Source organism: Kitasatospora sp. NPDC040550 (genome assembly GCF_055594965.1).
On sequence record NZ_JBVIWC010000005.1, the window covers coordinates 266807 to 290968 of the forward strand.

Annotated in this window: 21 protein-coding genes; 6 read left to right on the top strand and 15 right to left on the bottom strand. The window is 75.5% G+C overall.

What is annotated here, in order from left to right:
- The first annotated feature begins 222 nt into the window (after positions 1-222).
- Entirely contained in the window at positions 223-999 is a 777-nt protein-coding gene (gene thyX, locus ACZ58X_RS10805; protein WP_470333314.1) for an FAD-dependent thymidylate synthase, read from the top strand.
- A 59-nt stretch (positions 1000-1058) separates the two neighbouring features.
- Positions 1059-2447: a hypothetical protein gene (locus ACZ58X_RS10810; RefSeq protein ID WP_470333315.1), complete on the top strand. Its 1389-nt coding sequence runs from the start codon at positions 1059-1061 to the stop codon at positions 2445-2447.
- A gap of 38 nt (positions 2448-2485) precedes the next feature.
- On the opposite strand, the gene ACZ58X_RS10815 is transcribed toward ACZ58X_RS10810, so the two are convergent.
- The 14 genes from ACZ58X_RS10815 to ACZ58X_RS10880 all read right to left on the bottom strand — a co-directional run bounded on the left by ACZ58X_RS10815 (position 2486) and on the right by ACZ58X_RS10880 (position 19099).
- Positions 2486-3022 carry a P-loop NTPase family protein gene (locus tag ACZ58X_RS10815; RefSeq protein ID WP_470333316.1) on the bottom strand — a complete coding sequence of 179 codons (537 nt, stop codon included), beginning with the start codon at positions 3020-3022 and terminating at the stop codon, positions 2486-2488.
- Position 3023: 1 nt separating this feature from the next.
- Entirely contained in the window at positions 3024-4382 is a 1359-nt protein-coding gene (locus ACZ58X_RS10820; protein ID WP_470333317.1) for an MFS transporter, read from the bottom strand.
- 19 nt (positions 4383-4401) lie between these two features.
- Positions 4402-5226 carry an acetylglutamate kinase gene (gene argB / locus ACZ58X_RS10825; protein ID WP_470333318.1) on the bottom strand — a complete coding sequence of 275 codons (825 nt, stop codon included), beginning with the start codon at positions 5224-5226 and terminating at the stop codon, positions 4402-4404.
- Positions 5223-6950 (bottom strand): carbamoyltransferase N-terminal domain-containing protein, encoded by a 1728-nt coding sequence (locus tag ACZ58X_RS10830; RefSeq protein ID WP_470333319.1) that lies wholly within the window; start codon positions 6948-6950, stop codon positions 5223-5225. Before ACZ58X_RS10830 ends, argB begins: the two co-directional genes overlap by 4 nt.
- Entirely contained in the window at positions 6947-7459 is a 513-nt protein-coding gene (locus tag ACZ58X_RS10835) for a GNAT family N-acetyltransferase (RefSeq protein WP_470333320.1), read from the bottom strand. The genes ACZ58X_RS10830 and ACZ58X_RS10835 overlap by 4 nt, the downstream gene beginning before the upstream one ends.
- Positions 7452-8219 carry an SDR family NAD(P)-dependent oxidoreductase gene (locus ACZ58X_RS10840; protein WP_470333321.1) on the bottom strand — a complete coding sequence of 256 codons (768 nt, stop codon included), beginning with the start codon at positions 8217-8219 and terminating at the stop codon, positions 7452-7454. The genes ACZ58X_RS10835 and ACZ58X_RS10840 overlap by 8 nt, the downstream gene beginning before the upstream one ends.
- Positions 8220-8266: 47 nt before the next feature.
- Positions 8267-9025 (bottom strand): 2OG-Fe dioxygenase family protein, encoded by a 759-nt coding sequence (locus ACZ58X_RS10845; protein WP_470333322.1) that lies wholly within the window; start codon positions 9023-9025, stop codon positions 8267-8269.
- Positions 9022-9663, bottom strand: a complete 642-nt coding sequence (locus ACZ58X_RS10850) for a 2OG-Fe(II) oxygenase (RefSeq protein ID WP_470333323.1) — start codon at positions 9661-9663, stop codon at positions 9022-9024. The genes ACZ58X_RS10845 and ACZ58X_RS10850 overlap by 4 nt, the downstream gene beginning before the upstream one ends.
- Positions 9654-10460, bottom strand: a complete 807-nt coding sequence (locus tag ACZ58X_RS10855; RefSeq protein WP_470333324.1) for a tyrosine-protein phosphatase — start codon at positions 10458-10460, stop codon at positions 9654-9656. Before ACZ58X_RS10855 ends, ACZ58X_RS10850 begins: the two co-directional genes overlap by 10 nt.
- Entirely contained in the window at positions 10457-11581 is a 1125-nt protein-coding gene (locus ACZ58X_RS10860; RefSeq protein ID WP_470333325.1) for an aminotransferase class I/II-fold pyridoxal phosphate-dependent enzyme, read from the bottom strand. The genes ACZ58X_RS10855 and ACZ58X_RS10860 overlap by 4 nt, the downstream gene beginning before the upstream one ends.
- On the bottom strand, positions 11578-12987 hold the full coding sequence (locus ACZ58X_RS10865) for a B12-binding domain-containing radical SAM protein (RefSeq protein WP_470333326.1): 1410 nt from the start codon (positions 12985-12987) through the stop codon (positions 11578-11580). Before ACZ58X_RS10865 ends, ACZ58X_RS10860 begins: the two co-directional genes overlap by 4 nt.
- A gap of 14 nt (positions 12988-13001) precedes the next feature.
- Positions 13002-14330: an ATP-grasp domain-containing protein gene (locus tag ACZ58X_RS10870; RefSeq protein WP_470333327.1), complete on the bottom strand. Its 1329-nt coding sequence runs from the start codon at positions 14328-14330 to the stop codon at positions 13002-13004.
- A gap of 54 nt (positions 14331-14384) precedes the next feature.
- Complete coding sequence (locus ACZ58X_RS10875) at positions 14385-15044, bottom strand: 2OG-Fe(II) oxygenase (RefSeq protein ID WP_470333328.1); 660 nt, start codon at positions 15042-15044, stop codon at positions 14385-14387.
- A gap of 215 nt (positions 15045-15259) precedes the next feature.
- Positions 15260-19099, bottom strand: coding sequence for a BTAD domain-containing putative transcriptional regulator (locus ACZ58X_RS10880; RefSeq protein WP_470333329.1), 3840 nt, complete (start codon positions 19097-19099; stop codon positions 15260-15262).
- Between the two features lie 489 nt (positions 19100-19588).
- Here ACZ58X_RS10880 and ACZ58X_RS10885 point away from each other — a divergent pair, with 489 nt between their 5' ends.
- The 4 genes from ACZ58X_RS10885 (at position 19589) to ACZ58X_RS10900 (ending at position 22484) form a co-directional block, all read left to right on the top strand.
- Positions 19589-20422, top strand: a complete 834-nt coding sequence (locus ACZ58X_RS10885) for a hypothetical protein (protein WP_470333330.1) — start codon at positions 19589-19591, stop codon at positions 20420-20422.
- A 239-nt stretch (positions 20423-20661) separates the two neighbouring features.
- A complete protein-coding gene (locus tag ACZ58X_RS10890) occupies positions 20662-21054 on the top strand; it encodes a RidA family protein (RefSeq protein WP_360233908.1) in 393 nt (130 codons plus the stop codon).
- Positions 21055-21121: 67 nt separating this feature from the next.
- Entirely contained in the window at positions 21122-21820 is a 699-nt protein-coding gene (locus ACZ58X_RS10895) for an alpha/beta fold hydrolase (RefSeq protein WP_470333331.1), read from the top strand.
- Between the two features lie 40 nt (positions 21821-21860).
- The gene (locus tag ACZ58X_RS10900; protein ID WP_470333332.1) at positions 21861-22484 is read left to right on the top strand and encodes an SMI1/KNR4 family protein; all 624 of its coding nucleotides are present in this window, start codon (positions 21861-21863) and stop codon (positions 22482-22484) included.
- A gap of 68 nt (positions 22485-22552) precedes the next feature.
- On the opposite strand, the gene ACZ58X_RS10905 is transcribed toward ACZ58X_RS10900, so the two are convergent.
- The gene (locus tag ACZ58X_RS10905; RefSeq protein ID WP_470333333.1) at positions 22553-23713 is read right to left on the bottom strand and encodes a chymotrypsin family serine protease; all 1161 of its coding nucleotides are present in this window, start codon (positions 23711-23713) and stop codon (positions 22553-22555) included.
- Between the last annotated feature and the right edge of the window lie 449 nt (positions 23714-24162).

The following is a 24162-nucleotide window of genomic DNA, read 5'->3' on the forward strand; positions in this document are numbered from 1 at the left end:
CGCCCGCCTGACCGCCGGCCTGACTGCCTGACCGACCGCCTGACCGCCCGACCGCGGCGTCACGGGTGAGCACCGAACCCGCCCGTGACGCCGGCCTGCAAGGCAACCGGCGAGGAGCCGCCAGCGCAAGGACAAGGGGACGGCAGGGGGTCCGTCGCATGCTCGTCGACGTCCATCGGCAAGCCCGCACCCACGGGCGGAACGAGACGAAGGCGGTACGGCATGACGGACGTCCAGGTCGTCGCCCCCGACGACGGCACCAGGGAGCGGGAGGACGCGCCCGAGTCCCCCCGGCCGGAACTGCGCAGCGACATCACGGTGCGGATCGTCGACCACGCGGCGAGCGACCTGGCGGTGCTCAAGGCCGCCCGGGTGTCGACGGTCGGCGAGGCGGCGGAGCGCGAGGAGCGCGGCGAGGACCACACCCGCGGACTCATCCGGTACCTCATGCGCAGCCGGCACGGCAGCCCGTTCGAGCACACCTCGATGACCTTCCTGATCGACGCGCCGATCTTCACGGTGCGCCACCTGATGCGCCACCGGACGTGGTCCTTCAACGAGGAGAGCGCCCGCTACCGGGAGGTCAAACCGGTCTTCTACGTGCCGGACGAGGACCGCCTGCTGCGCCAGGAGGGCAAACCCGGCCACTACCGGTACGTCGCGGGCACCGCCGCCGACCGGGAGCAGCTGCTCCGCTCCACCACCCGGGCCTACGGCGCGGCCTACGCCGAGTACCGGCGGCTCCTGGACCGGGGCATCGCCCGGGAGATCGCCCGCCTGGTGCTGCCGGTCTCCACCTTCTCGGCGGTGTACGCCACGTGCAACGCCCGCGCCCTCATGCACTTCCTCAGCCTGCGCACCCACCGCCCCGACGCGGTGTACGTCTCCCACCCCCAGCGGGAGATCGAGGTCGTCGCGGAGCAGATGGAACGGGCGTGGTCGGAACTGATGCCGATCACCCACGACGCCTTCGGCGCCTTCGGCCGGGTGAGCCCGTGACCACCGGGCCCGCTCACCGCCGGGCCCCTCACCGACGTCCTGATTGGGGTCGACCACGCATGGAAACCCGTCCTCCGCACCGCTCCCCGTCGCCCGAACCGGCCCTGGAGGTCAACGGCGGCAAGCGGCTCTCCGGCTCCGTCCGCACCTCCGGGTTCAAGCACTCGCTCGTCACCACCGCGGCGGCCGCCGCGGCCGCGCACGCCCCCGTGCGGATCGACAACTGCCCCGACATCGTCGAGACCGAGGTGCTCGGCCGGCTGTTCCGCTCGCTCGGTGGCACCGCCGACCGGGCCGACGGCTCGCTCACCCTCGACGCCTCCGCGTTCTGCCGCAGCGAGCTGCCGGCCGACCTGGTCGGGGCGATCCACGGCTCCATGTACCTGCTGCCCGGGCTGGTGGCCAGGGCGGGCACCGTGCGGATGCCGGCCAGCGGCGGCTGCCCGATCGGCGAGGGCCCGCACGGCCGGCCGGTGGAGCACATCCTCAGCGTGATGGAGCGCTTCGGGGCGGTCGGCCGGGTCGCCCCCGACGGTGCCATCGAGGTCACCGCCACCGAGCTGACCGGGTGCACCGTCGACCTGCTCGACTACACCCGCAACCGGGCGCTGATGAGCGGCCCCCGCTACGGGGGTGCCACCAAGACCGCGCTGCTGACCGGGGCGGTCGCCCGGGGCACCACCACCCTGCACCACCTCTACCCGAAGCCCGACGTCACCGACCTGATCGCGGTGCTGCGCGACCTCGGCGCGGACATCGAGCACACCGGCCCGGAGACCGTGGTGATCCGCGGCCGCGGCGCGGACTCGCTGCGGCGGCCGACCCGGCGCACCCTGATCCCCGACCTCATCGAGGTGGTCACCTGGATCTGCGTGGCCGTGACGCTCGGGGACGGCCCGCTGCACGTCGCCGGGCCCGGCATGGCCCGCGCGGTCGACGCCCTGCGCCCGGAGTTCGACCTGTTCGCCCGGATGGGCGTCCGGGTGGACACCGCCGCGGACGGGCTGACCGCCCATCCCGCCGAAGGCCCGCTGCGCCCGGTGGAGTTCACCGCGGCCTCGCGCGGCGTCTTCAGCGACAGCCAGCCCTTCCTGGCGCTGATGGCCGCCTACGCGCAGGGGCCGACCACCATCACCGAGGGCGTCTGGGAGCACCGCTTCGGCTACGCCCCCGGACTCGCCGCCCTCGGCATGCGCACCACCCAGGACCAGCACGTGCTGCGGATCGACGGGCCCTGCCCGCCCCGCACCGGCGGCCGGGATCTCCGGGCCACCGACCTGCGGGCCGCCGCGGCGCTCCTGCTGGCCGCCCTGGCGGTGCCGGGCACCACCGTGCTGCGCGACCACCACCACCTCGACCGCGGCTACCGGGACATCACCGGCGACCTGCGGGCGCTGGGCGCCGACGTCCGGACGGTCCCCGCGGCCGGGCCCGTCCCGGCGTCCTGACCGACCGGCGCCGCCCCCCGCCGCCCGCCGCCCCCGCCTCAGGCGGCCGGGGGCGGCGCCGGCGGTACGGAGCGGAGCCAGCGCCGGGCCTGGGCGGCGCTGCGCAGCCGGACCACCGGGACGCCGGGGTGGGCGGCCAGGAACGCGGCCGTCTCGGACCGGCGCCTGCCGTGCTGCGACCAGGCCCACCGGACGGGGTGCCGGGGGTCGAACAGCAGGGCCCGCCAGGTCTCGGTGTTGCCGTTCCAGAGCACCCGGCCGGTGATCACCCGGGCCAGTGACCGGCGGACCACCCGGATCATCACCGTCCGCCTCGGCAGGTCCAGCCAGACGAAGGTGTCGGCGCGCCCGCCCAGCAGGTCGCCGACCAGCCAGTGGTACTGCGCGTCGCAGATCCACCCGGAGCCCTCGGTCAGGGCCCGTACGTCGTCCTCGAACTCCGCCCGCCTGGTCCAGCCGGGGCCGTGGTGGAGCGCGTCCATCTCGATGTGGCGCAGGCCGAGCCTGGCCGCGAGGGCCGCCGCCAGGGTGGTCTTGCCGGCGCCCGAGATCCCGGCGACCACGATCCTGCGCACCTCAGCCCCCGCTCCGGGCCGGGAGCCGCTCCGCCCCTGGGGCCGGCCCGGCGGTCAGCGGAGCGAGGACCCGGCCGACCACCGGGGCGGTCAGGGCGCACCCGGCGGCCGCGGTCAGCCACAGCACGGCGTTCCCGACCGTCAGCAGCCGGGCGCCGACGACCGGGGCCAGCGTGCCGGCCACCCCCCAGGACAGCTGGAACGCCGCGCTGTAGCGCCCCTCGAGTTCGGCCGGCGCCGCCCGGTGCGCCACGGCCGTCGTCACGGGGGCGAACAGGGCGTCACCCGCGGTGCCGACGAAGGCGGCGCCGAGCACCACCGGCACCGCCCACGCCCGGTCGAGCCGGCCCGCCGGCGCCAGCACCAGGAAGGCCGCCCCGAAGGCCAGGCAGGCGAGGCGCAGCGCGTGCGCAGGGGAGTGGCGCTCGCCGTACCGGACGGCGGACCGCCGCAGCAGCACCAGGGAGGCGCAGGTGGTGACCACCGCCGCGCCGGGCAGCCAGGCCGGGCCGTGCAGGACCTCCAGGGCGACCAGCGGGAGCATCACCGTCAGGCTCTCCGAGAGCAGCGCGAACTGGACCTGCACCAGGCAGAACAGCTGGTACGGCCGGTCCCCGGCCAGGGCCCGCCAGCCGTCGGGCGCTCCCGTCCCGGCCCCGGCCCGGCCGCCGTCCGACTGCCGCGCGTCCGACTGCCGCACGGACGGTGGCGGTCCGGACGGTGGCGGTCCGGACGGCCGTCGGACGGACGGCAGGACGGCGAGCACCAGGGCGGCCGCCGCGAGGTAGCTGGCCGCGTTGGCGTACGCCAGCAGGTGCAGGCCGCCGGGCCGGCCGATCAGCAGGCCGCCGAGGGCCGCGCCCAGGCCGCCGCCGACCGCCCAGCCGCTGATCCGGAGGACGTTCTGCGCGGCGAGCACCCGGGTGAGGTCGCCGGGCGGCGCCAGGCGGGCGAGCAGCGGGGTGTTCGCGGTCCAGAACAGCCGGTCCGCGGCGGTGAAGACGCAGGTGACCGCCGCGACCTGCCAGGGCGAGGTGATCACCGGGTAGCCGAGGAAGACGCCCGCCCGCGCTAGGTTGCCGAGCAGGACGAAGCGCTCCGGCCCCCACCGGTCGACCAGGTTGCCGCCGAGCGGTCCGGCGGCCAGCCCGAGCAGGCCGCCGGCGGTGAGCGCGGTGCCCGTCCCGTCGAGCGACAGGCCCTGGGCCCGGGTGAAGAAGATCAGCGCGAGCGGGGCCCACAGGCCGTTGCCGACGTTGTCGATCGTCATCGCCAGCAGGTAGCGGCGTTGCGCCCGGGTCGGGCCCGGCGGCCCGAGTCCGGGGCCGCCGGTGTGTCCGCCCGTCAGGTCCGAGGTCATGCTGGGTGCTCCCGTCGGTTCACGGCACGACCGTCGTGCCGCGCCGCTCCCCGGCGCCGAAGTGCGCCAGCAGCGCGTGCGGTGCCCGGCCGTCGAGGATGGTCGCCGCGGGGACCCCTGAACGCACCGCCCGCAGACAGGCTTCCACCTTGGGGGCCATGCCGTGGGACAGCCGCGGCAGCAGCTCCTCGGCCTCGTCGGCCGTGAGCCCGGGGATCAGGCTGGCCGGGTCGGGCCAGTGCCGGTGGAGGCCGGGGACGTCCGTCACCAGGACGAGTGACGCGGCGTCCAGGGCCACCGCGAGGGCGGCCGCGGCCAGGTCGGCGTTGACGTTGTAGACCACCGCGTCCGTGCCCCGGGCGAGGCTGGACACGACCGGGATGCGACGGTCCGCCAGGAGTGCCCGCAGGGCGCCGTCGTCCACTGCGGTGACCTCGCCGACCAGGCCGATGTCGACCCACTCGCCGTCGTCCAGCACGGCCCGGCGGACCGCCGTCAGCGTGTTCGCGTCCTCGCCGGTCAGCCCGACGGCGAGCGGGCCGTGCTCGTTGAGCAGGCCGACGAGTTGGCGCTGCACCTGGCCGGCGAGCACCATCCGGACCACCTCCAGGGTCTGCGCGGAGGTGACCCGCAGGCCGCGGACGAACTCCGGCCGCAGCCCGAGCCGGCCCAGGTGGGCGTCGATCTGCGGGCCGCCGCCGTGGACGACCACCGGTCGGACCCCGGTCCGCCACAGGGCGACCAGGTCCGCCGCGAAGGACCGCCCGGCCGCCCGGTCCGCCAGCACGCTGCCGCCCGCCTTGACCAGCACGGTGCGGCCGCGCAGTCCAGCGGCGGCGGTCATGACCCGGTCGCGGTGGTCCGCAGGTACAGCACGCCCTCGCTCCAGATCCGGTCGACGGCCCCCCAGCCGATCGCGGACGCCACGTCGGGGAAGAAGCCGCTGCCGTTGAGGTTGGCGCTGGTGTTGCAGAGCACCGGTACGCCGCTGAGCCGGTGGTACTCGGCGAGGACCTCGGCCAGCACCGGGTCGTCCGCCGGGGCGACGGTCTGCAGCCGCGCCGTCCCGTCCAGGTGGACGATCGCGGGCACCCGGGTGGCCCACTCGGGCCGCACCTCGTGGTCGTAGAGCATGTGGGGGTCGGGCGTGCCCGGGTCGAAGACCTTCGGGGCCTCGGCCTCCAGGCAGATCGGGGCGACGGGCCGGTAGTGCTCGCGGCCCTTGACCCGGTTGAGGGTGTCCTTCATGTCCGCGCGGGTCGCCGTGGCGAGGATGCTGCGGCCGCCGAGCGCCCGCGGTCCGAGTTCGGCGCGGCCGTGCAGCACGACCACCGGTTCACCGGTCTCGTGCAGCACCCGGGCCAGCTCCCGGGGCCCGCAGTCCCGGGCCGTCCAGCCGTCCGGCAGCCCGCCGGCCGCTTCGGGCGCGGGGCCGAGCGCCGGGCCGAGCCGGGGGTGCCAGTCGAGGTGCCGGATCCCGCCGCGCCGGATCATGCCGAGCGCGGCGGCGCCGATGGCCGAGCCGGCGTCGTTGGGGAACGGGGGGACCCACATCGCGTCCACCAGCGGCAGCGCGCGCAGGGCGCTGTTCCACTTGATGTTCAGCGCGCACCCGCCGGAGAAGCACAGGTTCCACGGGCCGTCGCCCTTCCACCGGCGGATCGTGGCGTCGAGGCGTTCGACGAGCAGTTCCTGGAGGAACAGGTGCACGCCGGCCAGCACGTCCTCGTCGGGCACGCCGAGCGGCTCGACCCGGGCGCGCACGGCCCGGAAGAAGGCGTGCAGCGGCGGCATCGAGGGCTCGGACAGGCTGCCGAACCCGCCGACGGTGCGCCGGTACTCCACCGCCCGCGGGGTGTCGCTCTCGAAGGCCTCGTGGAAGGTCTCGCGCAGGACCGTCAGGACGGGCTGCCGGGCCCGGCCCAGGGCGATGTAGGCCATCAGCTTCCCCGCCACCGACAGGTCGTCGACCGTCGCGGACTGCCGCGCCCGGCGGAACGGGCCGAAGTGGTGGCCGGCGGTGGCGTAGGTGTGCCCGATCAGGGGGAACAGCGAGCCGCCGTTCTCCACCCCGGCGGCCGGGTCCACCCAGTAGAGCCGGGGGAACATGCCGCCGTCCCAGATCAGGACGAACGCGGGCTCGCGGCGCCGGGCGAAGGCGCTGGAGCAGTAGGTGCTGAGCACGTGGCCCGCCGCGTGGGTGTAGCCGGTGTAGGCGCGCCGGCGGCCGCCGAGCGGGAACTCGCCGGTGACCGAGGGGCGGATCAGGTCCGGGGAGTGGGCGGACTCGCGGTACGGCCCGACCGCGAGTTCCAGCGGTGCGCCGCCCTCGGAGGTGGTGACGGTGCCGGGCTTGTCGCCGTCCCAGCCGTCGACGACCCACTCGTCGACGTCGTCGGGCCGGTAGCCGAAGGCGGCGAGGACGTCGGGGACGACGCCGAGGTCGGAGATCGTGCTGTAGCGCGGGTTGTTGGCCAGCTTCTCCATCTCGACGCTGAACACCAGCCGGCCGTCCTCGACCAGTGCGACGGCTCCGTCGTGGGTCAGCTTGAGTCCGCAGATGATCATCGTTCGGGGCTCCCTGCAGAAGAGTTGTGGTGGACGCGTGGTCGGCCGGCCGCGGGCCGGGGGACCGGCCGCAGGTACAGCCGTGACCCCCGCCCCGGCACCAGCAGGGCGCCCGGGTCGGCGGGTCCGTGCTGCGGCCCGGCCTCGGTGAACCCGTGGCGCAGGAACCACCCGCCGCTGTGCTTCGAGGCGGCGGCCAGCGAGCGGCAGCCGAGGGCCGGGGCGAGCGCGGCGCACCGGTCCACCAGGAGGCGGCCGATGCCCTGTCCGTGCAGGTCGGGTACGACGCAGAGGTTGTAGAGCAGCAGGTGCTGTCGGCGCCGGGCCAGCCCGACGCACCCGACCAGCCGGCCGGCGCCGACGGCGGTCAGGAACTCGCCCACCCGGTCGTGGAGTTGCTCCGGTGTCCGGGCCAGCAGGAGGTCCTCGGCGGCGAACGCGGCGGACAGCTCCGCGATCGCCGGCACGTCCTCCGGCCGGGCCGCGCGCACCACGACGGCATCACGCACGGCGCGGGGCGAAGCCGAGGCCGAACGGCTGGTCGGTGGGCATGATCTCGACCAGGTTCACGTTGACCCGGGCCGGGCGGGAGAGGCACCACAGCACCGCCTGCGCGACGTCGTCCGCGGTCAGCGGGTCGACGCCCTCGTAGAGCCGGTCCGCCCGTTCCTCGTCGCCCTCGTACCGGACCAGCGCGAACTCCGTCCTGGCCATCCCCGGGGCGACGCAGGTGACGCGGACCCCGGTGCCCGCGAGGTCGGTCCGCATGCTCAGGCTGAGCTGGTGGACGAACGCCTTGGTCGCCGCGTACACGTTCCCGCCCGCGTACGGGTAACGGGCCGCGATGGAGCCGATGTTGACGATGTGCCCGCGCCCGCTGCCGATCAGCCGGGGCAGCAGCAGCGCGGTCGTGTGGAGCAGCCCGGTGATGTTGGTGTCCACCATGTCCCGCCAGTGCGCGGGATCGGCGTCCTGGACCGGGCCGAACCCCCGGGACAGGCCCGCGCTGTTCACCAGCGCGGTGATCGGGGGGCAGTCGTCCGGGAGCCCCCCGAGGGCCTTCTCCAGTCCGTCCCGGTCCCGGACGTCCGCGACGAGCGGGATGATCCGGCCGGTGTGCGCGCCCGCGGCGAGGGCGTCGAGCCGCGGGCCGCGCCGCGCCACGGCGACCACGGTGCGGCCCGTCCCGGCCAGCAGTTCGGCCGTGCGGCGGCCGAACCCCGACGAGGCCCCCGATATGACGACGGCGCCGTTGTCCTGAGTGTCCATGTCCCCTACCGTCCCGCGAGCCGGATCTGCCTGTGGTGGTGCGCGGGCTACAGCGGGTCGTAGCTCATCAGGAGCATGTCGCGGGTGCCCGGGCCGAGCGCGGGGTCGGCGACCGCGACGTCCCCCACGCCGTGGCGGATCCGGACGTCCTCGCCGTACAGCGAGTCCAGGGGCGCGGAGAAGAGCTTCTCGGCGACGGGCTCCCCCTCGGGGGTGTAGACGGAGGTGAGCCCGCCCTCGATGTTGTGACGGCGCACCATGTGCAGGCTGATGAAGGTGCAGCCGTCCCGGTGCACGCCCTCCGGCGTCGGCCTGCCCGCCGCGTCGGCGCGGGCGACGATCCGCACGCAGTGCGCCTGCACCGCCCACCGCCGGGCCCGGTCCGCCGGCAGCCGGCCGACGTTGAAGGCGATCAGGGCGGACAGGAACGCGCCGAACCGGACCGACGGGTCCAGCTCCTCGTACTTGCGCATCCGACCGCCCGCGAAGGGGTTGTTCTCGCGGGTCTGGAAGTAGCCCGGGTTCTCCGTCACCGCCAGCTCACCGCTGTCGAGGTCGTAGGCGTACCGGGTGTGGCGCCGGTAGCGGTAGCTGCCGCCGTCCGGCAGGAACGGGTCGAGCGGCAGGTCGTCGTAGGACGCGGCGAAGGCGTCCAGGCTCTCCCGCACGGGCGCGGTGAGCCGGAAGTCGGCGCCGTCGACGACGGCGAAGCCCGTGCGGGCGAGGTCGCCGGTGACGTCCACGGTGGTGGCGACGGAGACGGCGACGGCGGGGTCGGACAGGACGTGCATGGTTCCTCCGGTCACGGACGGACGAAGTGGACGAGCAGCGCGAGCCGGTCCTCGGGGCACTCCTCGGCCACCGGCGGGACGCCGTGCCAGGAGCGGTCGGAGCGGACCAGCACCACCGAGGTGCCCAGTAGCGGCGGGACGCGGCGGGCGACGTCCGCCATCCGCGGCCCGCGCAGCACGTGCAGGTCGCCGTTCCACTCGGCGTGCCACGCGCGGTTGAAGTAGAAGAGGTGGGTGACCGCCTTGTCGGGCCGGTCGGTGTGCGGCTCGATCCAGCAGGCGCGCGAGTAGCGGGTCATCCTGGCCTCGACCGTGCAGTCGTCGAGCCCGGTGCCGGTGAGCGCGGACAGCGCGGCCCGGTAGTCGTCCGACAGGACGTCGGCGACCAGCCGCTGCCAGGTGTCGGACAGCGAGTCGACGCCGCGCCGGTCCGGCCGCCCGTCGGAGACCAGCGTCCGGTTGTGCATCAGGTACTTCTTGCCGTCCCCGCCGTCGGGCCGCCGCTCGGCGCGGGTGAACCCCGTCGCCGTGAACTCCTCGCGCAGCGCGAGCGCCGCCGCCGGGTCCGTGAAGGACCGCGGCACCACCGCGTACTCGTAGGGGTCGTGGAGCAGCTCGGCACCGGCGAGCGCCGGGATGTCGACTACGGACATGGTGGTGTCCCTTCCGGTCGGACGCGCTGCTCGAAGACCCGCGCCACGGCGTCCCGCCTGGTCAGCGGCGACAGCCCGTGCCGTTCGAGGAGGACGCCGACGCTCCCGTGCTCCCGTTCCAGGCCGGAGAGCAGGGTGTGCATCGTCGCCGCCGGCGAGGCGGTGCGGATCCGCAGTTCGTCGAGTGAGCCCTGGTAGGACCAGCTGGGGCGCGGGTCCCCCGGCCGCAGGGCCCGGTAGGCGCGGCCGGTGAGTGCGTAGTCGTTGGCGACCTCCGCGAGCCTGACGCCCAGGCCCCGCAGGACCAGGGCGCAGACCACGCCGGTGCGGTCCTTGCCGACCGTGCAGCAGACGTAGACGGGGGCCGGGCCGCCGCGCGCCAACAGCCCGACGACCTCCGCGGCCACCGGCGCCGCCAGCGCCAGCATGCTGCGGTAGTTGGCCAGGTAGGCGCTCTGGGCCGGACGCCGGGTGCCGCGGATGCCGCTCATGTCGCCCCACACCGGGCGCCGCAGCACCTCGGCCCGGGTGCCCGCCGGTCCGTCCTCCCGCTCCCGTTCGGTCGGCAGGCGCAGGTCGACCACCGTCCGGACGCCCAGGCCGTCCAGGGCCGGGGCCGTCGCGGGGGAGGGGGCCGGGCCGCGCAGCAGGATCCCGCGCCGCAGCGTGGCCCCGCGCGGCCCGGACAGCCCGCCGCTGTCACGGACGTTGGGCAGCCCGGGGAGGGCGATCGTCCGGGTGCCGCCGGCGGGTACCGGCCCGCGGCCGGCCGGACCGGTACGGCGTGGGGCGCTCATCCGGGGCACTCCTCGCGCCAGGCGCCGAGCAGGTCGACCACCCGGTCCACGGTCGGCCCGTCGGCGACCGCGATGCGCAGGGCCGCGGGCAGGCCGGGGGCGCCCGACAGGTTGCGGACCACGATGCCGTGGCCGAGGAGGAACGCGGCCGCCGACTCGGCCCGGTCCGGGCCCGGGACGTCCCAGGTGACGAAGTTCCCGCCGCCGCTCCGGGCCCGCCAGCCGGGCAGGGTCTCCTCGACGCGTGCCGCGAAGCGGTCCCGCAGCCCGCGGATCTCCGTCCAGATCTCCTCGAAGACCTCGTGCCGGCGCAACGACTCCCGCAGCAGGGCCACGGCGACCGCCGACAGCGGCGCCTCCGGGTCGAGGTCGAACAGGTGCCGGGCCGTGTCGGGGTGGGCGACGACCACGCCGATCCGCGCGCCGGACAGCCCGTAGCACTTGGAGAAGCTGTTCACCCGCACCACGTGCCGCCGGCCGGTGATGCCGCGGACGAGTTCCTCACCGCCCGCGCAGAAGGCCAGGTAGGCGGTGTCCACGACCAGCAGGCTGCCGTGCTCCCCGACGGCCCGCGCCAGTTCGGCGAGCTGCTCCGCGTCGTGGACCTGGCCGGTGAGGCTGTGCGGCTGGGTGACGACCACGAAGGCCGGCGGCCCCTGGCGCAGCCGGGGCAGCAGGTCGGCGAGCCGGAAGCGGCCGGTCGCCGGGTCGGCCGGCACCCGGTCCAGGGCGCAGCCGGCGATCCGGGCGAACTTCGACCAGCCGTCGAAGTCGGGGTCGTGCAGCACGATCCGGGAGGCCGTGGGGAAGGCCCGGACCAGCAGGCCCAGGCCCGGGTCGCTGCCCGCGGTGAGGACCAGTGAGTCGGGCGTCGTCCCCAGGCGCTCGGCGAGCAGGGCGTACGTCGGCCCGAGCACCGGGTAGGTCAGGACGTCGACCGGGTCGAGGCCGGCCAGGGTCCGCCCGTGCAGGGCGGCCGCCCGCGGGTGGAGCAGGCCGCAGCTCTTCAGGTTCACCTCGCCGGGCACCCGGGTGCGCCGGCTGCGGAACAGCCCGTCCGCCGGCCGCCGGAACGGGGAGTCGAGGGTGCCCGGACCGTCCGGGAGGGTTCCGAGGGTCACGGCGCCACCACCAGCGGGTCCGGGCCGTCGAGGGCGCCGCTACGCTGCGGGACCTTCTCGAACACGGCCGTGACGTCCGGCTGACGGCCGAACACCACGTCGTAGGCCTCCCGCAGCTCCTCGGCGCCCAGGTCGTGGGTCCCGGGCACGAACAGCTGGCGGTTGAACGCGGCCATCTCCTGGTCCGACATGTCCGGACGGGCGGCGTCCCAGGGCGTGTACACGGTGGGCCGGGAACGGCCGCCGAGCTCCTGCACCTTGGCGACGGTCCGCCGCACCCCGGCGGTCGAACTGCCGGGCAGGCCCACCATGACGAAGCAGTTCAGCTCGATCCCGGCGGCGGCGCACCACCCGGACAGCGCCTCCAGGTCCCGTTCGGACTTGCGCTTCGACCTGGGCAGGGCGTCGTGCCCGTCCGGGTCGAGGGTCTCCAGCCCGATGCTGATCCGCACGCAGCCCGCCCGGCCCATCGCCCCGACCAGCTCCTCGTCCAGGTGGTGCACGGTGGTGGCGCACTTCCACGGGTACGGCGCGCCTCGCTCGGTGAGCCGCTCGCACAGCTCCGCCGTCCAGCGGCGGTCCAGCGTGAAGGTCGGGGCGTAGAAGGCCACGTACTCGAACGGCGCGGCGGCGAAGGACCGTTCGATGTACTCCAGCGTCCGGGCCACCGTCAGCCGGCGCTCCCGCTTGCCGAAGATCGGGTGGACCTCGCAGTACGAGCAGCCGATCGGGCAGCCGCGGGCCGCCGGGACGACCAGCTCGCGCCGCCGGGGGATGCCGCAGAACTTGTTCGCGTCGTCGTGGTACAGCTCGTCGTACCGCTGGTAGGGGATCTCGTGCGGCTCGGGCAGGTGCCAGCTCTCCGGCGGCAGCACCGCGCCCGGGCGGACCGGAGCCCGCCAGCCGTCCGGGTGCCGCAGGTGCACGCCGGGCGCCGCCGGGGCGAGGCCCCGGAAGACCTCCACCGCCGCGGCCACGCCCGCCTCGAAGTCCCCGTTCTCCACGACGGCGTCGAGGTCGAAGGTCCGGAAGTAGGCCGGGTTGACGCCGCTGAGCCGGCCGAAGGTGACGATCCTCGACCGCGGGCTGAGCGACCGGGCGTACGACACGAACCGGCGCAGCCCGTCCACGCCGTCGAAGTCGTTCATGACCGCGATCACGTCGTACTGGTGCTGGAACAGGTCGTTGCCGACGTCCTTCCAGGTGCGGCGCTCGACACTGGCGTCGACCGCCGTGACGGCGCCGCCCGGCAGGACGGCCCGCAGGTGCCCCGCGACCTGGTACAGCGCCAGGTGGTGGCCCGCGTTGAAGTAACTGAGCACCTGCGGCGGCCAGATGACCAGCACCCGCAGGGGTTCGCCGCGGCCCGGCCGCGGCGGGCCGGTGGTCTCCGCTCGCTCGGACATGGATCGCTCCTTCGTCAGTCGCCGGCCGGCCCGGGGCGGCCGGTCGCCCGCCACCCGGCGTGCGGTGCGCGCCTGGTGGCCTTCCATCGGTCGGGAACGGCGTTGCACCGCTCCTCCCACTCCACGTTGTCGTCCCACCACTGCTCGACCTCGCGCATCTCGGCGGCCGGGTCCGGGCCGGAGAGGGTGAACACCACCTCGGCGACGTAGGGCCCCAGGGCGGTCGAGCCGTCGTAGCGGCGCCCCACCTCGCCGGTGGCCGTGTAGCTGAGGGTCGAGGGCAGCGGACACTCCCGGGGCAGCCGGCGCAGCACGCCGCGGGCCGGGGGGAACCGGGAGTAGCCCTGGCGCCGCCCGGTGGGCCGCAGGGTCACCAGCTCGCCGCGCCCGGCCTGGCCGAGCAGGCTCGCGCCGTGCAGGTTGACGCCCAGGGTGGCCTCGTGGGTGTCGACCATGCGCGAACCCCCGGCGCGGCAGGCCGCCTCGCACACCACCAGCCGGTCGTCCGGGGTGTGGAAGAGCTCGACCTGGAAGGCGCAGATCCCGGGGGTCGGCGGCAGCGCCGCCACGACCTGGGCCGCGGTGCGCCCGAGGCGCTCGGCCAGCGGATGCCCCTCGGGCATCATGCCGCTCATGCCCGGCGCGTCGAAGGCCACCGAGAACCAGTCGGAGTACGGGTGGCAGGACGGCTGGCCCAGCACGATCCGCCCGTCGTCCATCAGGCCGTTCACCTGGTAGAAGTCGCCCTCGACCCAGGCCTCGGCGAGTTGCGGTGCGCCCGGTCGCCCCGGGTCCCAGTCGGCGGTGAACTCCCGCAGCGCCGCCGCGTCCCAGAGCACCCGGGTGCCGTTCGAACCGCCGGCGTCCAGGCGCTTGACGACCACCGGGAACCCGAACTCCTCGGCGAAGCCGGTGAGGTCGCGGAGGTGGTGGAGCCTGCGCATCGGTGCCACCGGCACCCCGGCGGCGGCCAGCGCCGACTTCATCACCCACTTGTCGCGGTAGGCGGTGGCGGCCGCCACGCCCTGCCCCGGCAGCCCCAGCCGCTCGCGGAGCCGGGCCGCCCGCAGGACGTCCCGCTCGCCCGTCGACAGGATCCGCCGCACGCCGAAGCGCTCCGCCAGCTCCGCCAACTCGCCCTCCACGGACGGGTGGTCGAAGCCGTCCACCAGGTGCAGGTGCAGGAAGTCCTTCGCCCGGTCGGTGCGGTCCGCTCCGCCCAGGGCGCCCGGGGTGCTGACCACGACCAGCTCCGCCCCGGCGTCCGGGAACCACTCCGGGAGGCGGTGCAGCAGGTTCTTCGTGTTCAGCAGCAAGTACCGCGGCCGGTCGGTGGACAGCACATCGGCTCCTTCGCGTCACGGGGACGACTCACTCGAACGCCCCACCGGGAGGGGTCACTTGGACGACATCTCGGCGCGGTACCGGTCGATCCGCTCGAACCAGTACTCCACCTGCACGGTCAGCCGGGTGACCGGATTCCCCTCGGCCACCCGCGAGACCGAGTGCCAGGACCGGTCGGTGGGCACGAACGCCAGGAACTGCCCGGGCCGCGGCGGCAGGCTCAGCACCGGCTTCTCGGCGGACCGGCCCGAGGCCCGGACCTCGAACTCCCCGCCCCCGTCGGTCGGCCAGTCCTCGTTCAGGTAGAGGAGCGCCGTGATCGCCTTGTCCGTCTTGTCCTTGTGCGGGGAGAGGTAGTCGCCCTCGCGGTGGGTGTAGACCCCGATGTCCAGGAACAGGCCGTCGAGGTCGACGCCGGTGCCCGCCGAGAGCCACTCGGTGAACCGGCTGCCCGTCAACTCGTCCAGCAGCGACGCCCACGCGGGCGGCAGCTCGTCGGCGACCGCGGTGCGCTGGTTGTTGAGCATCAGGTAGAACAGCTTCATCCGGTACTGCTTCTCGTGCTTCGGGTCGCTGCGCGAGATGAGCTCCGCGCGCTCCAGCGGCACGGTGGCGTGCAGCTCGGCCACCTCGGCCCGGGGCAGCGTCCGCTGGGCGAGGTGGATCTGGTAGGGGGATTCGATGCGCGCGAAACCGGTGTCCGTGTCGAACAAGGTGGGCCCTCCTTCGGCTGCGGTGCCCGCGCGTCGGGACCACCCGACGCGCCGGCGCCCGGCCGACGTGATCCGTCGACCGCTGCCACGAGTCTGCGCCGGGCACCTTGCCGAGACCTCGCCCGTCCGCTGCGCCTCCCCTTGCCGATCCCTTGCAGCCCCCTGGGTACGGCGGTGGCCGGGCCCCGGGCGCGGAGGCAGGCGAGGCGCCCGGTTCAGCGGCGGGCGTCGCGGCCGCGGCTCCCCAGGTCGTTGAAGGACAACTGTTCGCTCAGGTACGCGTACTCCCCGCGCAGGCCGACCTCCATGGCCAGCCGGCGCAGCGTGGCCGCCTCCTCGTGCACCAGCCCCACGGCGTGCTGGGACTGGGCGAGCAGCCCCAGGTGGAGCGGGCGACGGATCGCCGTCCCGCCGGCGCGCAGGTCGGCCAGCGCCGACTGGATCAGCTCGACGCCGTCGCCCGGCGCGGTGGCGGAGTGCGCCCGGGCCCACCCCTGGCACACCTGCAGCATGGCGGTCCAGTAGCGCAGCCCGTAGCCGGCGGCCGTCTCCAGGCCCAGGGCGCTGGAGCGGGCGGCGGTCTCGACGTCGCCGGACAGGGCGGCCAGCAGGGCGCGGAAGTAGAGGGCGTACGCGCGGTCGGCGGGCCGGCTGTCGTACTCGGTCAGCACCAGCAGGTCCTCGCACTGCTGCCGGGCCTCCGCCCGGGAGCCCAGGAGCCACAGGGTCAGCGCCCGGTAGCCCCGGCACGGCAGCCGCGGGTCGTGCATCAGCACCGGTGCCAGCGCGGCGCGTTGGTGCGAGGGGAGGCGGTCGGCGACCTCGCAGGCGCGGTCCAGCTCCGCCAGCGCCTCGGTGTACTGGCCGCGCACGTGGGTCAGCACCCCCGAGCCGTAGGCCGCGCAGAGCACCGCCACCGGGTCCTGGGTGGACTCGGCGAGCTGCCGCAGCTGTTTGACGGACTGCATGCACCGGGCGTAGCGGCCGGTCACCAGCTGGGCGCAGCACTGCTCCCACAGCAGGAGGGGCTCCTGGGCGGTGTGGGCGGCGGTGTGGGCGGCGGTGTGCAGCACCAGGCTGCGGTGGGACGCGGCCTCCGCCTCGGAGTCCCCGTAACCGCGGGTGGCGGCCAGCACCCGGCCGAGCCGGTACTGCACGGACAGTTCCAGCTCCGCCGCGGCCGGATCGTCCGGGGGCAGGCCCGGGAGGAGGCGCAGGGCACGGCGCAGCCACATCTCGGACTCCTCGTACGCCAGCCGCAGACCGGCCTGCTCGCCCGCCCGCAGCAGGTGCGGCACGACCTGGTCGGCGGGCAGGAGGGGGAACGCCTGCCAGGCGTGGTGGGCGATCCGGTCGGCCTCCTTGTCGGCCTTGCCGGGGCAGGAGCGCAGGGCGTCGGCCGTCCTGGCGTGCAGGCGGGTCCGCTCCTCGCCGCGCATCTGGCCCAGCAGGGCCTCGCGGACGATGGTGTGGGTGAAGGAGAACCGGCGGGGGTCCTGGGGGTCCTGCCGCAGCAGCCCGGCCTCGACCGCCGGCTCCATCGCCTGGGCGAGGCTGTGCCGCTCGCCCAGCACCTTCTTGAGCAGCCGGAGGTCCACCTCCGTCCCGAGCACGGCACAGCCGTGCAGCACGCGCAGAACGGGTTCGGGCAGCGCGGAGAAGCCGCGGCGCAGTACGCCGTTGACGCTGGCCGGAACCTCGGTGAGCGCCGCCCGTACGGTGGCCCGGTCGAGGAGCTGGCTGCCGTCGTTCAGCAGGGAGAGCAACTGGCCGAGCAGGTACGGGTTCCCCCCGCTGCGTTCGTGCAGCGTGCGGACCACCTCGGCGCCGACCTCGGAACCGGCCCGGGCGGCGGCGAGCAGGCCGACCGCCCGCTCCGGGAGGCCGTCCAGGTGGACGGTGCGGGTGCGCGGGCTGCCCAGGATCTCGCTGGTCGGCTCACCGAGCGGCGGTTCGATGCTGATGCCCGACTCCCGGACGGTGACCAGGAGGGCCAGCGCTCTGCCGTGGGTACGGGTGCTGAGCATCCTGAGCAGCTCCAGGGAGGGGCGGTCGGCCCAGTGCAGGTCCTCCAGCGCCAGCAGCAGCGGCCGTTGCGCGGCCACGGCGAGGACCGCCTCGCACACGGCGTCGTGGGCGAGGAACCTGGTCCGGGAGTCGGGCCCGTCCGGCGGCGGGGCGGCTCCGCTGGCGGCGCTCCGGTACTCGGGCAGCAGGGACGCCACCGGGTCGCCGAACCGGTCCCGGGCGTCCCGGAACTCCTCGGGGCGTGAGGCCGCCAGCTGACGCAGCACCTGCAGCCAGGCCCAGTAGGGCGGAACGCCGTCGCCGCTCCAGCAGTTGCCCCGGACCACCTCCACGCCGTCCGCCTCCAGCCGGGCGGTCAGCGTCGCGAGCAGCTCGGTCTTGCCGATGCCCGCCTCGCCCAGGACGGCCGTCAGGTGCCCGCCGCCGCGCAGGGCGTCCTGCGCGAGCGAGGCCAGCGCGCCGAGTTCGCGCTCCCGGCCCACGAAGAGGTGCGCGGTCTGCGGGAGCCGGGCCGGCGGTTCACGGTGCGGGTCCGCCGGTCCGGACGGCGTCGCCGCGTCGGCGCCGTGCTGGGCGGGTGGGGAGAGCGGGGCGGGGGCGCGCTCCGCCCGGGCCGCCGGGAGGCCCGCCGCCGGACGCCCGGCGGGGCGGGGGCCCGGCAGCTCGTCGGCGGGTTCCGCCGGGGGCGCCTGGCGGAGGATGTCCAGGTGGACGCCCTGGAGTTCGGCGCCGGGATCGACCCCCAGCTCGTCCGCCAGGTAGCTGCGGGTGCGCTCGTAGAGCCGCAGCGCCTCGGCCTGCCGGCCGGACCGGTACAGCCCGGTCATCAGCCGGCCGATCAGCCGCTCCTGCGCGGGGTGGCGGCGGGCGTCCCGCTCCAGCGCCGACACCACGAGGTCCGGTTCGTCCAGGGCCAGCCACGCTTCGGCCTGGATCTCCACGGCCTCCAGCCGCAGGTGTTCCAGCCTGGCGCCCTCCTCGGCGAGCCGGGAGTAGGAGGTGAGTTCGAGGAAGGGACTGCCGCGCCACAGGCCGAGGGCCTCGGCGAGGCGGTCGCGGGCCGGGGCGAACCGCCGCGCGGCCGCGTGCCGGCGTCCGTCGGCCACCAGCCGTTCGAACCGGTGGACGTCGACCAGGTCGGGGTCGAGCGTGAGGACGTAACCGGGCGGACGGTGCCGCAGCAGGCCGGTGGCCTCGTGCGGCCCGGGCCCCGGGGTCAGGGCGCGGCGCAGGTGGGAGATGTACGTCTGCAGGGTGGCCGAGGGGTGCTGCGGCGGGCGCCCGCCCCACAGTTCCTCGATCAGCTCGTCGGCCGGGACGACCTGGCCCGGCCGGGTGAGCAGGAGCCCCAGCACCGCCCGGTGCCGGGGCGGGCCGAGCGGCAGCTCGCGGGCGCCGCGGCGCGCCGTCATCGGCCCGAACGCCTGGAGGGAGAGCCGGTCGCCGTGGCCGTCCTCACCGGCCGCGAGCGCGTCGGCACCCCGGTCGGTGAGGGCCCGCTCGGACGGGGGCGGCGGACCGGTCGGCCGCACGAGGTCTCCCGGGCGCCGCTCGGCCCGGGCGGCCGCGCGGATCGCCTCCACCAGCCGGGTGGGAGTGGCCTGGTGGCGGCGCAGCACGGTGTGGACGCCGGCCTCCAGGGCCTCGTCCAGCCGGTGCCCGTCGAGCTCCCCCTCCCCGACGACCAGCACGATCCGCCGCTCGCCCCCGGCGGCCAGTTCGCGCAGCCGCTCCGCCGTCGGCGCGTCCAGCCGGTCGACCAGGGCGACGGCGATGTCCTCCGTCCGGCCGGGCGCACGGCCCTCCGGCCGGAGCAACTCCATGTCGGGCTGCTGGGCCAGGTGTTCGGCGACGCCGGCGCGGGACAGCGGGTCGCCCTCGTAGACGGCGACGGTGATGCCGGGGGCGGGGCGGTCCGGCAGGGGCCGGGCGGTCGGCGGCGGCTCCCACCCGTCCCCGGTGGTCGGGGGCGGCTCCCACCCGTCCCGGGTCAAGTCGTCACGCGGAGAAGGGTCTTGCAGTGCCATGGCCGTCCCTTGGTCATACCTGTGGTCAGGGCCGTCACGCGAGAGCCTGACAGTCCCTGCATGCCCATGGCGCGCCTCGGGGATGCGGCCCGCTGCGAGCCTGGTGGCGGGGGCGGGTCCGTGGACGCCGGTGCCCGCCACCGGTGACGCCCCGACGGTAGGCGCGCCGGTGCGCGCCGGGCAACGCCCGACCCGCCCGCCACCGGGGGTCGGTCGGCTCCGGAACGGAGGGATCGGCCGTCCCGGTGCTCGTCAGCGCCGCCGGGCGTCGTTCGCGAGCAAACGGCGTGCGAGGGCGCGGGACCGTGAGCCGGTGCGCCCTCGGAGGGAGGGCGCGGCGCGGGGGAGGGGAGTGCGCGCCCGGGGCGCGTCGAGTCTAGGGCGCCGGGCGCGGGCGCCGCGCGCGGGCTTCGCGCGCGGCCGCACGAGTTCGCTCGGAGCAGACGCCTGCGGGGAACGCGGGAGCAACGGGCCGCGTTCGTGGACGGTATGAACACGCATCAGCAGCACGGCCACGAGCAGCACCAGCCGCACCACCCGCACGAGCACCACGCCGGTCACGGTGACCACCACGAGCACCACGAGAACCACGGCCACGGTGACCACCACGCCGGGCACGGCGCTCCGCAGGGGCTGGCGGCCTCCGACCAGGGCTACACCCTGATACCGGAGAACGTCGGCCCCGACGGCGAGTTCACCTTCCGGATCACCGGGCCGGACGGCGAGGCCGTCACCGCGTACGAGCCCCAGCACGAGGCCCTGCTGCACCTGATCGTGGTCCGCCGCGACCTCTCCGGCTACCGGCACGTCCACCCCACGCTGGACGCGGACGGCACCTGGCGGGTGGCCAACCCCTTCGACGGGCCCGCCGCCTACCACGCCTACGCCGACTTCAAGGCCGTCGGCGCCGCCCCGCTCACCCTCGGCGTGGACCTCGCCCTCCCCGGCGAGAGCGCCGGGCACCCGCTGCCGGAGGCCTCGGCCACCGCCACGGTCGACGGCTACACCGTCACCCTGGCCGGGCAGTTGACGGCCGGCGCCGGCGCGCCGCTCACCTTCACCGTGACCCGCGACGGCGCCCCCGTCGCCGACCTCCAGCCCTACCTGGCCGCCTACGGCCACCTGGTGGCCCTGCGCGCCGCCGACCTCGCCTACCTGCACGTCCACCCGAACGGCGAGCCCGGCGACGGGGTCACCGCGCCCGGCCCGGAGATCACCTTCCACGCGGTGGCGCCGACGGCCGGCCCGTACCGGCTCTACCTCGACTTCAAGCACGGGGACGCCGTCCGCACCGCCGAATTCACGGCCGTGGCCGGGTCCTGAGGACGCCCGGCGGGACCGCCCCGGCCCCGGGCCTTGCGCGGCCCGGGCGCCGGGGCCTGTTCATCCTTCCTGCCCGGGCTCGCGCTGCCGATCGGCCGCCCGGAGGACCGGCACCTGTTCCGTTGAGCCGTCAGAGCCGTCATCCGCCGGGCCGTCGTTCCACGGGGCCGCCGAGCCGCCCGTGTCCGAACCTCGGGACGGCGTGGCCGCTCCGCCCGCCGCTCTGCCAGCATGGCGCGATGGACAACACGCGTCGGCTGGTCAGTTCGGGTTCGCCCTTGGAACCGCGCATCGGGTTCTCCCGGGCGGTCCGCAAGGGTCCCTACGTCGCGGTGGCGGGCACCGCGCCGATCGGCGCGGACGGCGGGACCGTCGGGCCCGGTGACGTCCATGCCCAGACCGTCCGGTGCCTGGACATCGCCGAGGCCGCGCTGGCGGAGGCGGGCGCCTCGCTGACGGACGTGGTGCGGACCAGGATCATGCTCACCGACGTGACGGCCTGGGAGGAGGCCGCCCGGGCGCACGGGGAACGCTTCGGGGCGATCCGCCCGGTCACCACCTTCGTCGAGGTCTCCCGCTTCATCGACCCGGACTGGCTGGTCGAGGTGGAGGTCGACGCCGTCCTCGGCTGACCGGGCCCGGCCGCCGGTCACGGATATCCGCGCGACGCCCTCCGGGCCGCTCCACTACGGTGCGGCCATGGTGAACTTCGTACTGGTCGCCGGTGCCCGGCTCGGCGCCTGGGCCTGGGCCGACGTGATCCCGGCGCTGCGCGCGGCCGGGCACGCCGTCCACCCGCTGACGCTGTCCGGGCTGGCCGAGAAGCGGGACGTCCCGGCCGGGCAGCGGACCCACGTCGAGGACGTCGTGGCCGAGGTCGAACGCCACGACCTGCGCCGGGTCGTGCTGGTCGGCCACAGCTACGCGGGCGTCCCGGTCGGCCAGGCCGCCCAGCGGATCGGCGACCGGCTGGCCCGGCTGGTCCTCGTCGACGCGGCCGTCCCCGTCGACGGCCGCTCCTTCGCCGACGGCTGGCCGGACGGCGGCACGGCGCTCCGGGCCGCCCTCGCCGCCAACGGCGGCTCCTGGCCGTGCGCCCGGCCCGAGCACTTCGCCGGCCACGGCCTCACCGCGGCGCAGACCGCCCGCATCGTCGCCGGCGCGACCCCGCACCCGGGCGCCACCCTGACCGAGCCCGCCACCCTGACCGGCCCCCTCGCCGCCCTGCCCACGACGTACGTCACGTGCCTTCTCGCGGGCGAGGAGCCCGACGAGGACGTGGCCGAGCTGCTCACCTCCCCGCACTGGCAGCCGGCCGAACTGGCCACCGGCCACTGGCCGATGTTCTCCCGCCCGGCCGCCCTGGCAGACCTGCTCCTCGCCGCCGCGGCGCAGTGACGCCCGGCGGTTGTCGGACCCAGCCGGTATTCCTGGCTCCGTGACACTGGACCGGCCCGCGCCGAGCGGCCGGGACCTCGACGCCCTGCGCGCGGCCCTGACCGGGGCCCGGGCCGAACCTCCCCTGGGCAGAGCCGGGGTGGCAGCCTGGGAGGCCCGGCACGGTGTCGTGCTGCCCGAGCCGTACCGCACCTTCGTCGCCGACATTGCCAACGGACTCACCGCCGAGCACGCCGGGACCGCCGGGACCGCCGGGCCGTCGACGGAGTACGGCCTGCTGCCGCTGGGCCGGCTGCCGGACGGCTGGCGCACCTGGGAGTCGGTCAACTGGCTCTGCCCGGTGCCGTTCGACGGTTCGGCCCCGCGCGATCCGGCCGCGCCGTTCCCGCTCACCGAGGAATGGCAGTGGGAGTACGACTACGACCCGGCCGAGGACCTCGCCCGGATGACCGCGCTCCACCGGCACGGTTCCGTCGTCCTCGGCACCGAGAGCCCCGGCTCCTCCTGGGTCCTGGTGACCGCCGGCCCGAGGCGCGGCACCGTCTGGCTGCTCGCCGACGGCTGCGCCTTCCCGTACCCCGGCCCGGACGAGGACCCCGTCGGCGCGTCCGGCTTCGCCGGGTGGCTCGCGGAGTGGAGCGCCCGGCGCGGCCGGTGGGGGTGACGGCGGGGCGGGTCAGGGCGGGCCGCTGACCCGGCCCGTGGTGACGGTGGTGTTCGGCGGCGGCACGCTCAGAGGGTGCCGGTGATGAAGACGTCGAGGGCCTGGGTCACGATGTCGATCGGGTTCGCGAACGCCTTGCTCCGGTCGGTGGTGCCGGCGAAGTACAGGCCGACCGGGTTGCGGTTGTCGTCGTCGGTCCAGACGATCGCTCCGGAATCCCCGGGCCCGGCGAACGGCCCGGGGTTTCCGGTGATCGCGATGGAGCCGGAGAAGAAGGCGGAGTTGCCTCCCGGGTAGTCGGCCCAGTGCGAGGCGCCCACCTCCTGGACGGTGCCCGCGGTCACCTCCGTCGTCCGCCCGCTCTTGCCGACCGCGAGGCCGACCGTCGCGGCCGCGGTCGTGGAGCTGATCGCCAGTTCGAACGTCCCGCCCGGCCCCCGGGCCAGGACGTTGGGGCTGACCTTGGCCGGGTCCGCCCATGCCGTCGCGCAGTCCACGATGTTGACGGGCCCGCCGAAGGTCACCGGGACGAAGCGCTCCAGCACGGCGATGAGGTCGTCCGGGCAGACCCCGAAGTCGCCGGTGGCGGGCTGGTCGACGCAGTCCCCGAGCTGCCCCAGGTTGCTGTTCGCGAGGACGTGGTTGCAGCTGAGGATGAGCGTCCGCTGGTCGCGCGGGGAGGAGCGGCCGGTGGTCAGGCAGCCCAGGGTGCCGAAGCCGAAGCCGAGGGCGTTGGGGTTGCCGAGAACCGACGCGCCACCCGGCGCCGGCCGCTGCCGCAGTTCGAAGGTCTGTGCCGCGATCGGCCCGGTCACGACCGGGACCACGACCACCCCAGGTGACGCGGCGGCGCCGACGCCCATGCGGTCGACGAGCACCGCCCTGACGTCCTCGGCCGTCCTCGGCCGGGTCAGGTAGACCGTCAGCGTGGGCCGCCCCAGCCGCACGGCACCGCCGGCCGGTCCGTGCTCCGACGGTGCGGACCTGCCGATGCCGATCCCCTGGATGTCGGTCGCCTCGCTGACGCCGCCCGCGGACCGGACCGCGCGGCGCTCGTCACCCTGCCCGCTCAGGACCCCCTCGATCGCGGCCCGCGCCTCCAGCAGCTCCGGCGGGAGCTCGGCGGGGTCGAAGCCGGGGACCGCGGGCGGGCCGTTCGGCGGTCGCAGTTCGACGCTCTCGCCGGACCGTGCGAAGTGGTCGGGTGGTGGCTGAATGGGCCCTGGCATGGGAGGAGCTCCTCACGGATGTGCACCATGGGCGAGCAGTTCCCGCGCCGAGAGCCCGCAAGCCCGCGCAGTTCGGTCCATCCCCCGAACCGGAATCCCCAGGTCTCCGGGTCCACGGGGCTCCGGATCTCCGGGTGTCCGGACGGCCGTCATCACTACGACCATGCTCCCATTCCGGCAACTCGTCCGCCTCCGCACGGGTGTGCCCTCCGACGGCATCGGTACGGGCCGAGGCGTGTCGGCGGCCACCGGTACACGGCTGATACACGACTGCGCGCCGGTGGAAGTCCCGCTCCGACCGGGCGGAAGCGCTGGTCCCGGAGGCTGTGGGCACACCCGGTGGCCGTCGGCGGCACCGGGGCCCGTGTCCCTCTGCTCCGGGAGGCAGCCGTCGTGTCCGTCGTTACGAAAGCCGTTGCGAAAGTCGTTGCGAAACCCGCCGGCCGGGA

Excerpts from the sequence above, each read along its gene's own strand:
- ACZ58X_RS10820 (WP_470333317.1), bottom strand. The coding sequence starts at position 4,382 with ATGACCTCGGACCTGACGGGCGGACACACCGGCGGCCCCGGACTCGGG.
- thyX (WP_470333314.1), top strand. The coding sequence starts at position 223 with ATGACGGACGTCCAGGTCGTCGCCCCCGACGACGGCACCAGGGAGCGG.
- ACZ58X_RS10855 (WP_470333324.1), bottom strand. The coding sequence starts at position 10,460 with ATGAGCGCCCCACGCCGTACCGGTCCGGCCGGCCGCGGGCCGGTACCC.
- ACZ58X_RS10890 (WP_360233908.1), top strand. The coding sequence starts at position 20,662 with ATGGACAACACGCGTCGGCTGGTCAGTTCGGGTTCGCCCTTGGAACCG.
- ACZ58X_RS10840 (WP_470333321.1), bottom strand. The coding sequence starts at position 8,219 with ATGGACACTCAGGACAACGGCGCCGTCGTCATATCGGGGGCCTCGTCG.
- ACZ58X_RS10885 (WP_470333330.1), top strand. The coding sequence starts at position 19,589 with ATGAACACGCATCAGCAGCACGGCCACGAGCAGCACCAGCCGCACCAC.
- ACZ58X_RS10810 (WP_470333315.1), top strand. The coding sequence starts at position 1,059 with ATGGAAACCCGTCCTCCGCACCGCTCCCCGTCGCCCGAACCGGCCCTG.
- ACZ58X_RS10850 (WP_470333323.1), bottom strand. The coding sequence starts at position 9,663 with ATGTCCGTAGTCGACATCCCGGCGCTCGCCGGTGCCGAGCTGCTCCAC.
- argB (WP_470333318.1), bottom strand. The coding sequence starts at position 5,226 with ATGACCGCCGCCGCTGGACTGCGCGGCCGCACCGTGCTGGTCAAGGCG.
- ACZ58X_RS10895 (WP_470333331.1), top strand. The coding sequence starts at position 21,122 with ATGGTGAACTTCGTACTGGTCGCCGGTGCCCGGCTCGGCGCCTGGGCC.
- ACZ58X_RS10905 (WP_470333333.1), bottom strand. The coding sequence starts at position 23,713 with ATGCCAGGGCCCATTCAGCCACCACCCGACCACTTCGCACGGTCCGGC.
- ACZ58X_RS10865 (WP_470333326.1), bottom strand. The coding sequence starts at position 12,987 with ATGTCCGAGCGAGCGGAGACCACCGGCCCGCCGCGGCCGGGCCGCGGC.
- ACZ58X_RS10880 (WP_470333329.1), bottom strand. The coding sequence starts at position 19,099 with ATGGCACTGCAAGACCCTTCTCCGCGTGACGACTTGACCCGGGACGGG.
- ACZ58X_RS10830 (WP_470333319.1), bottom strand. The coding sequence starts at position 6,950 with ATGATCATCTGCGGACTCAAGCTGACCCACGACGGAGCCGTCGCACTG.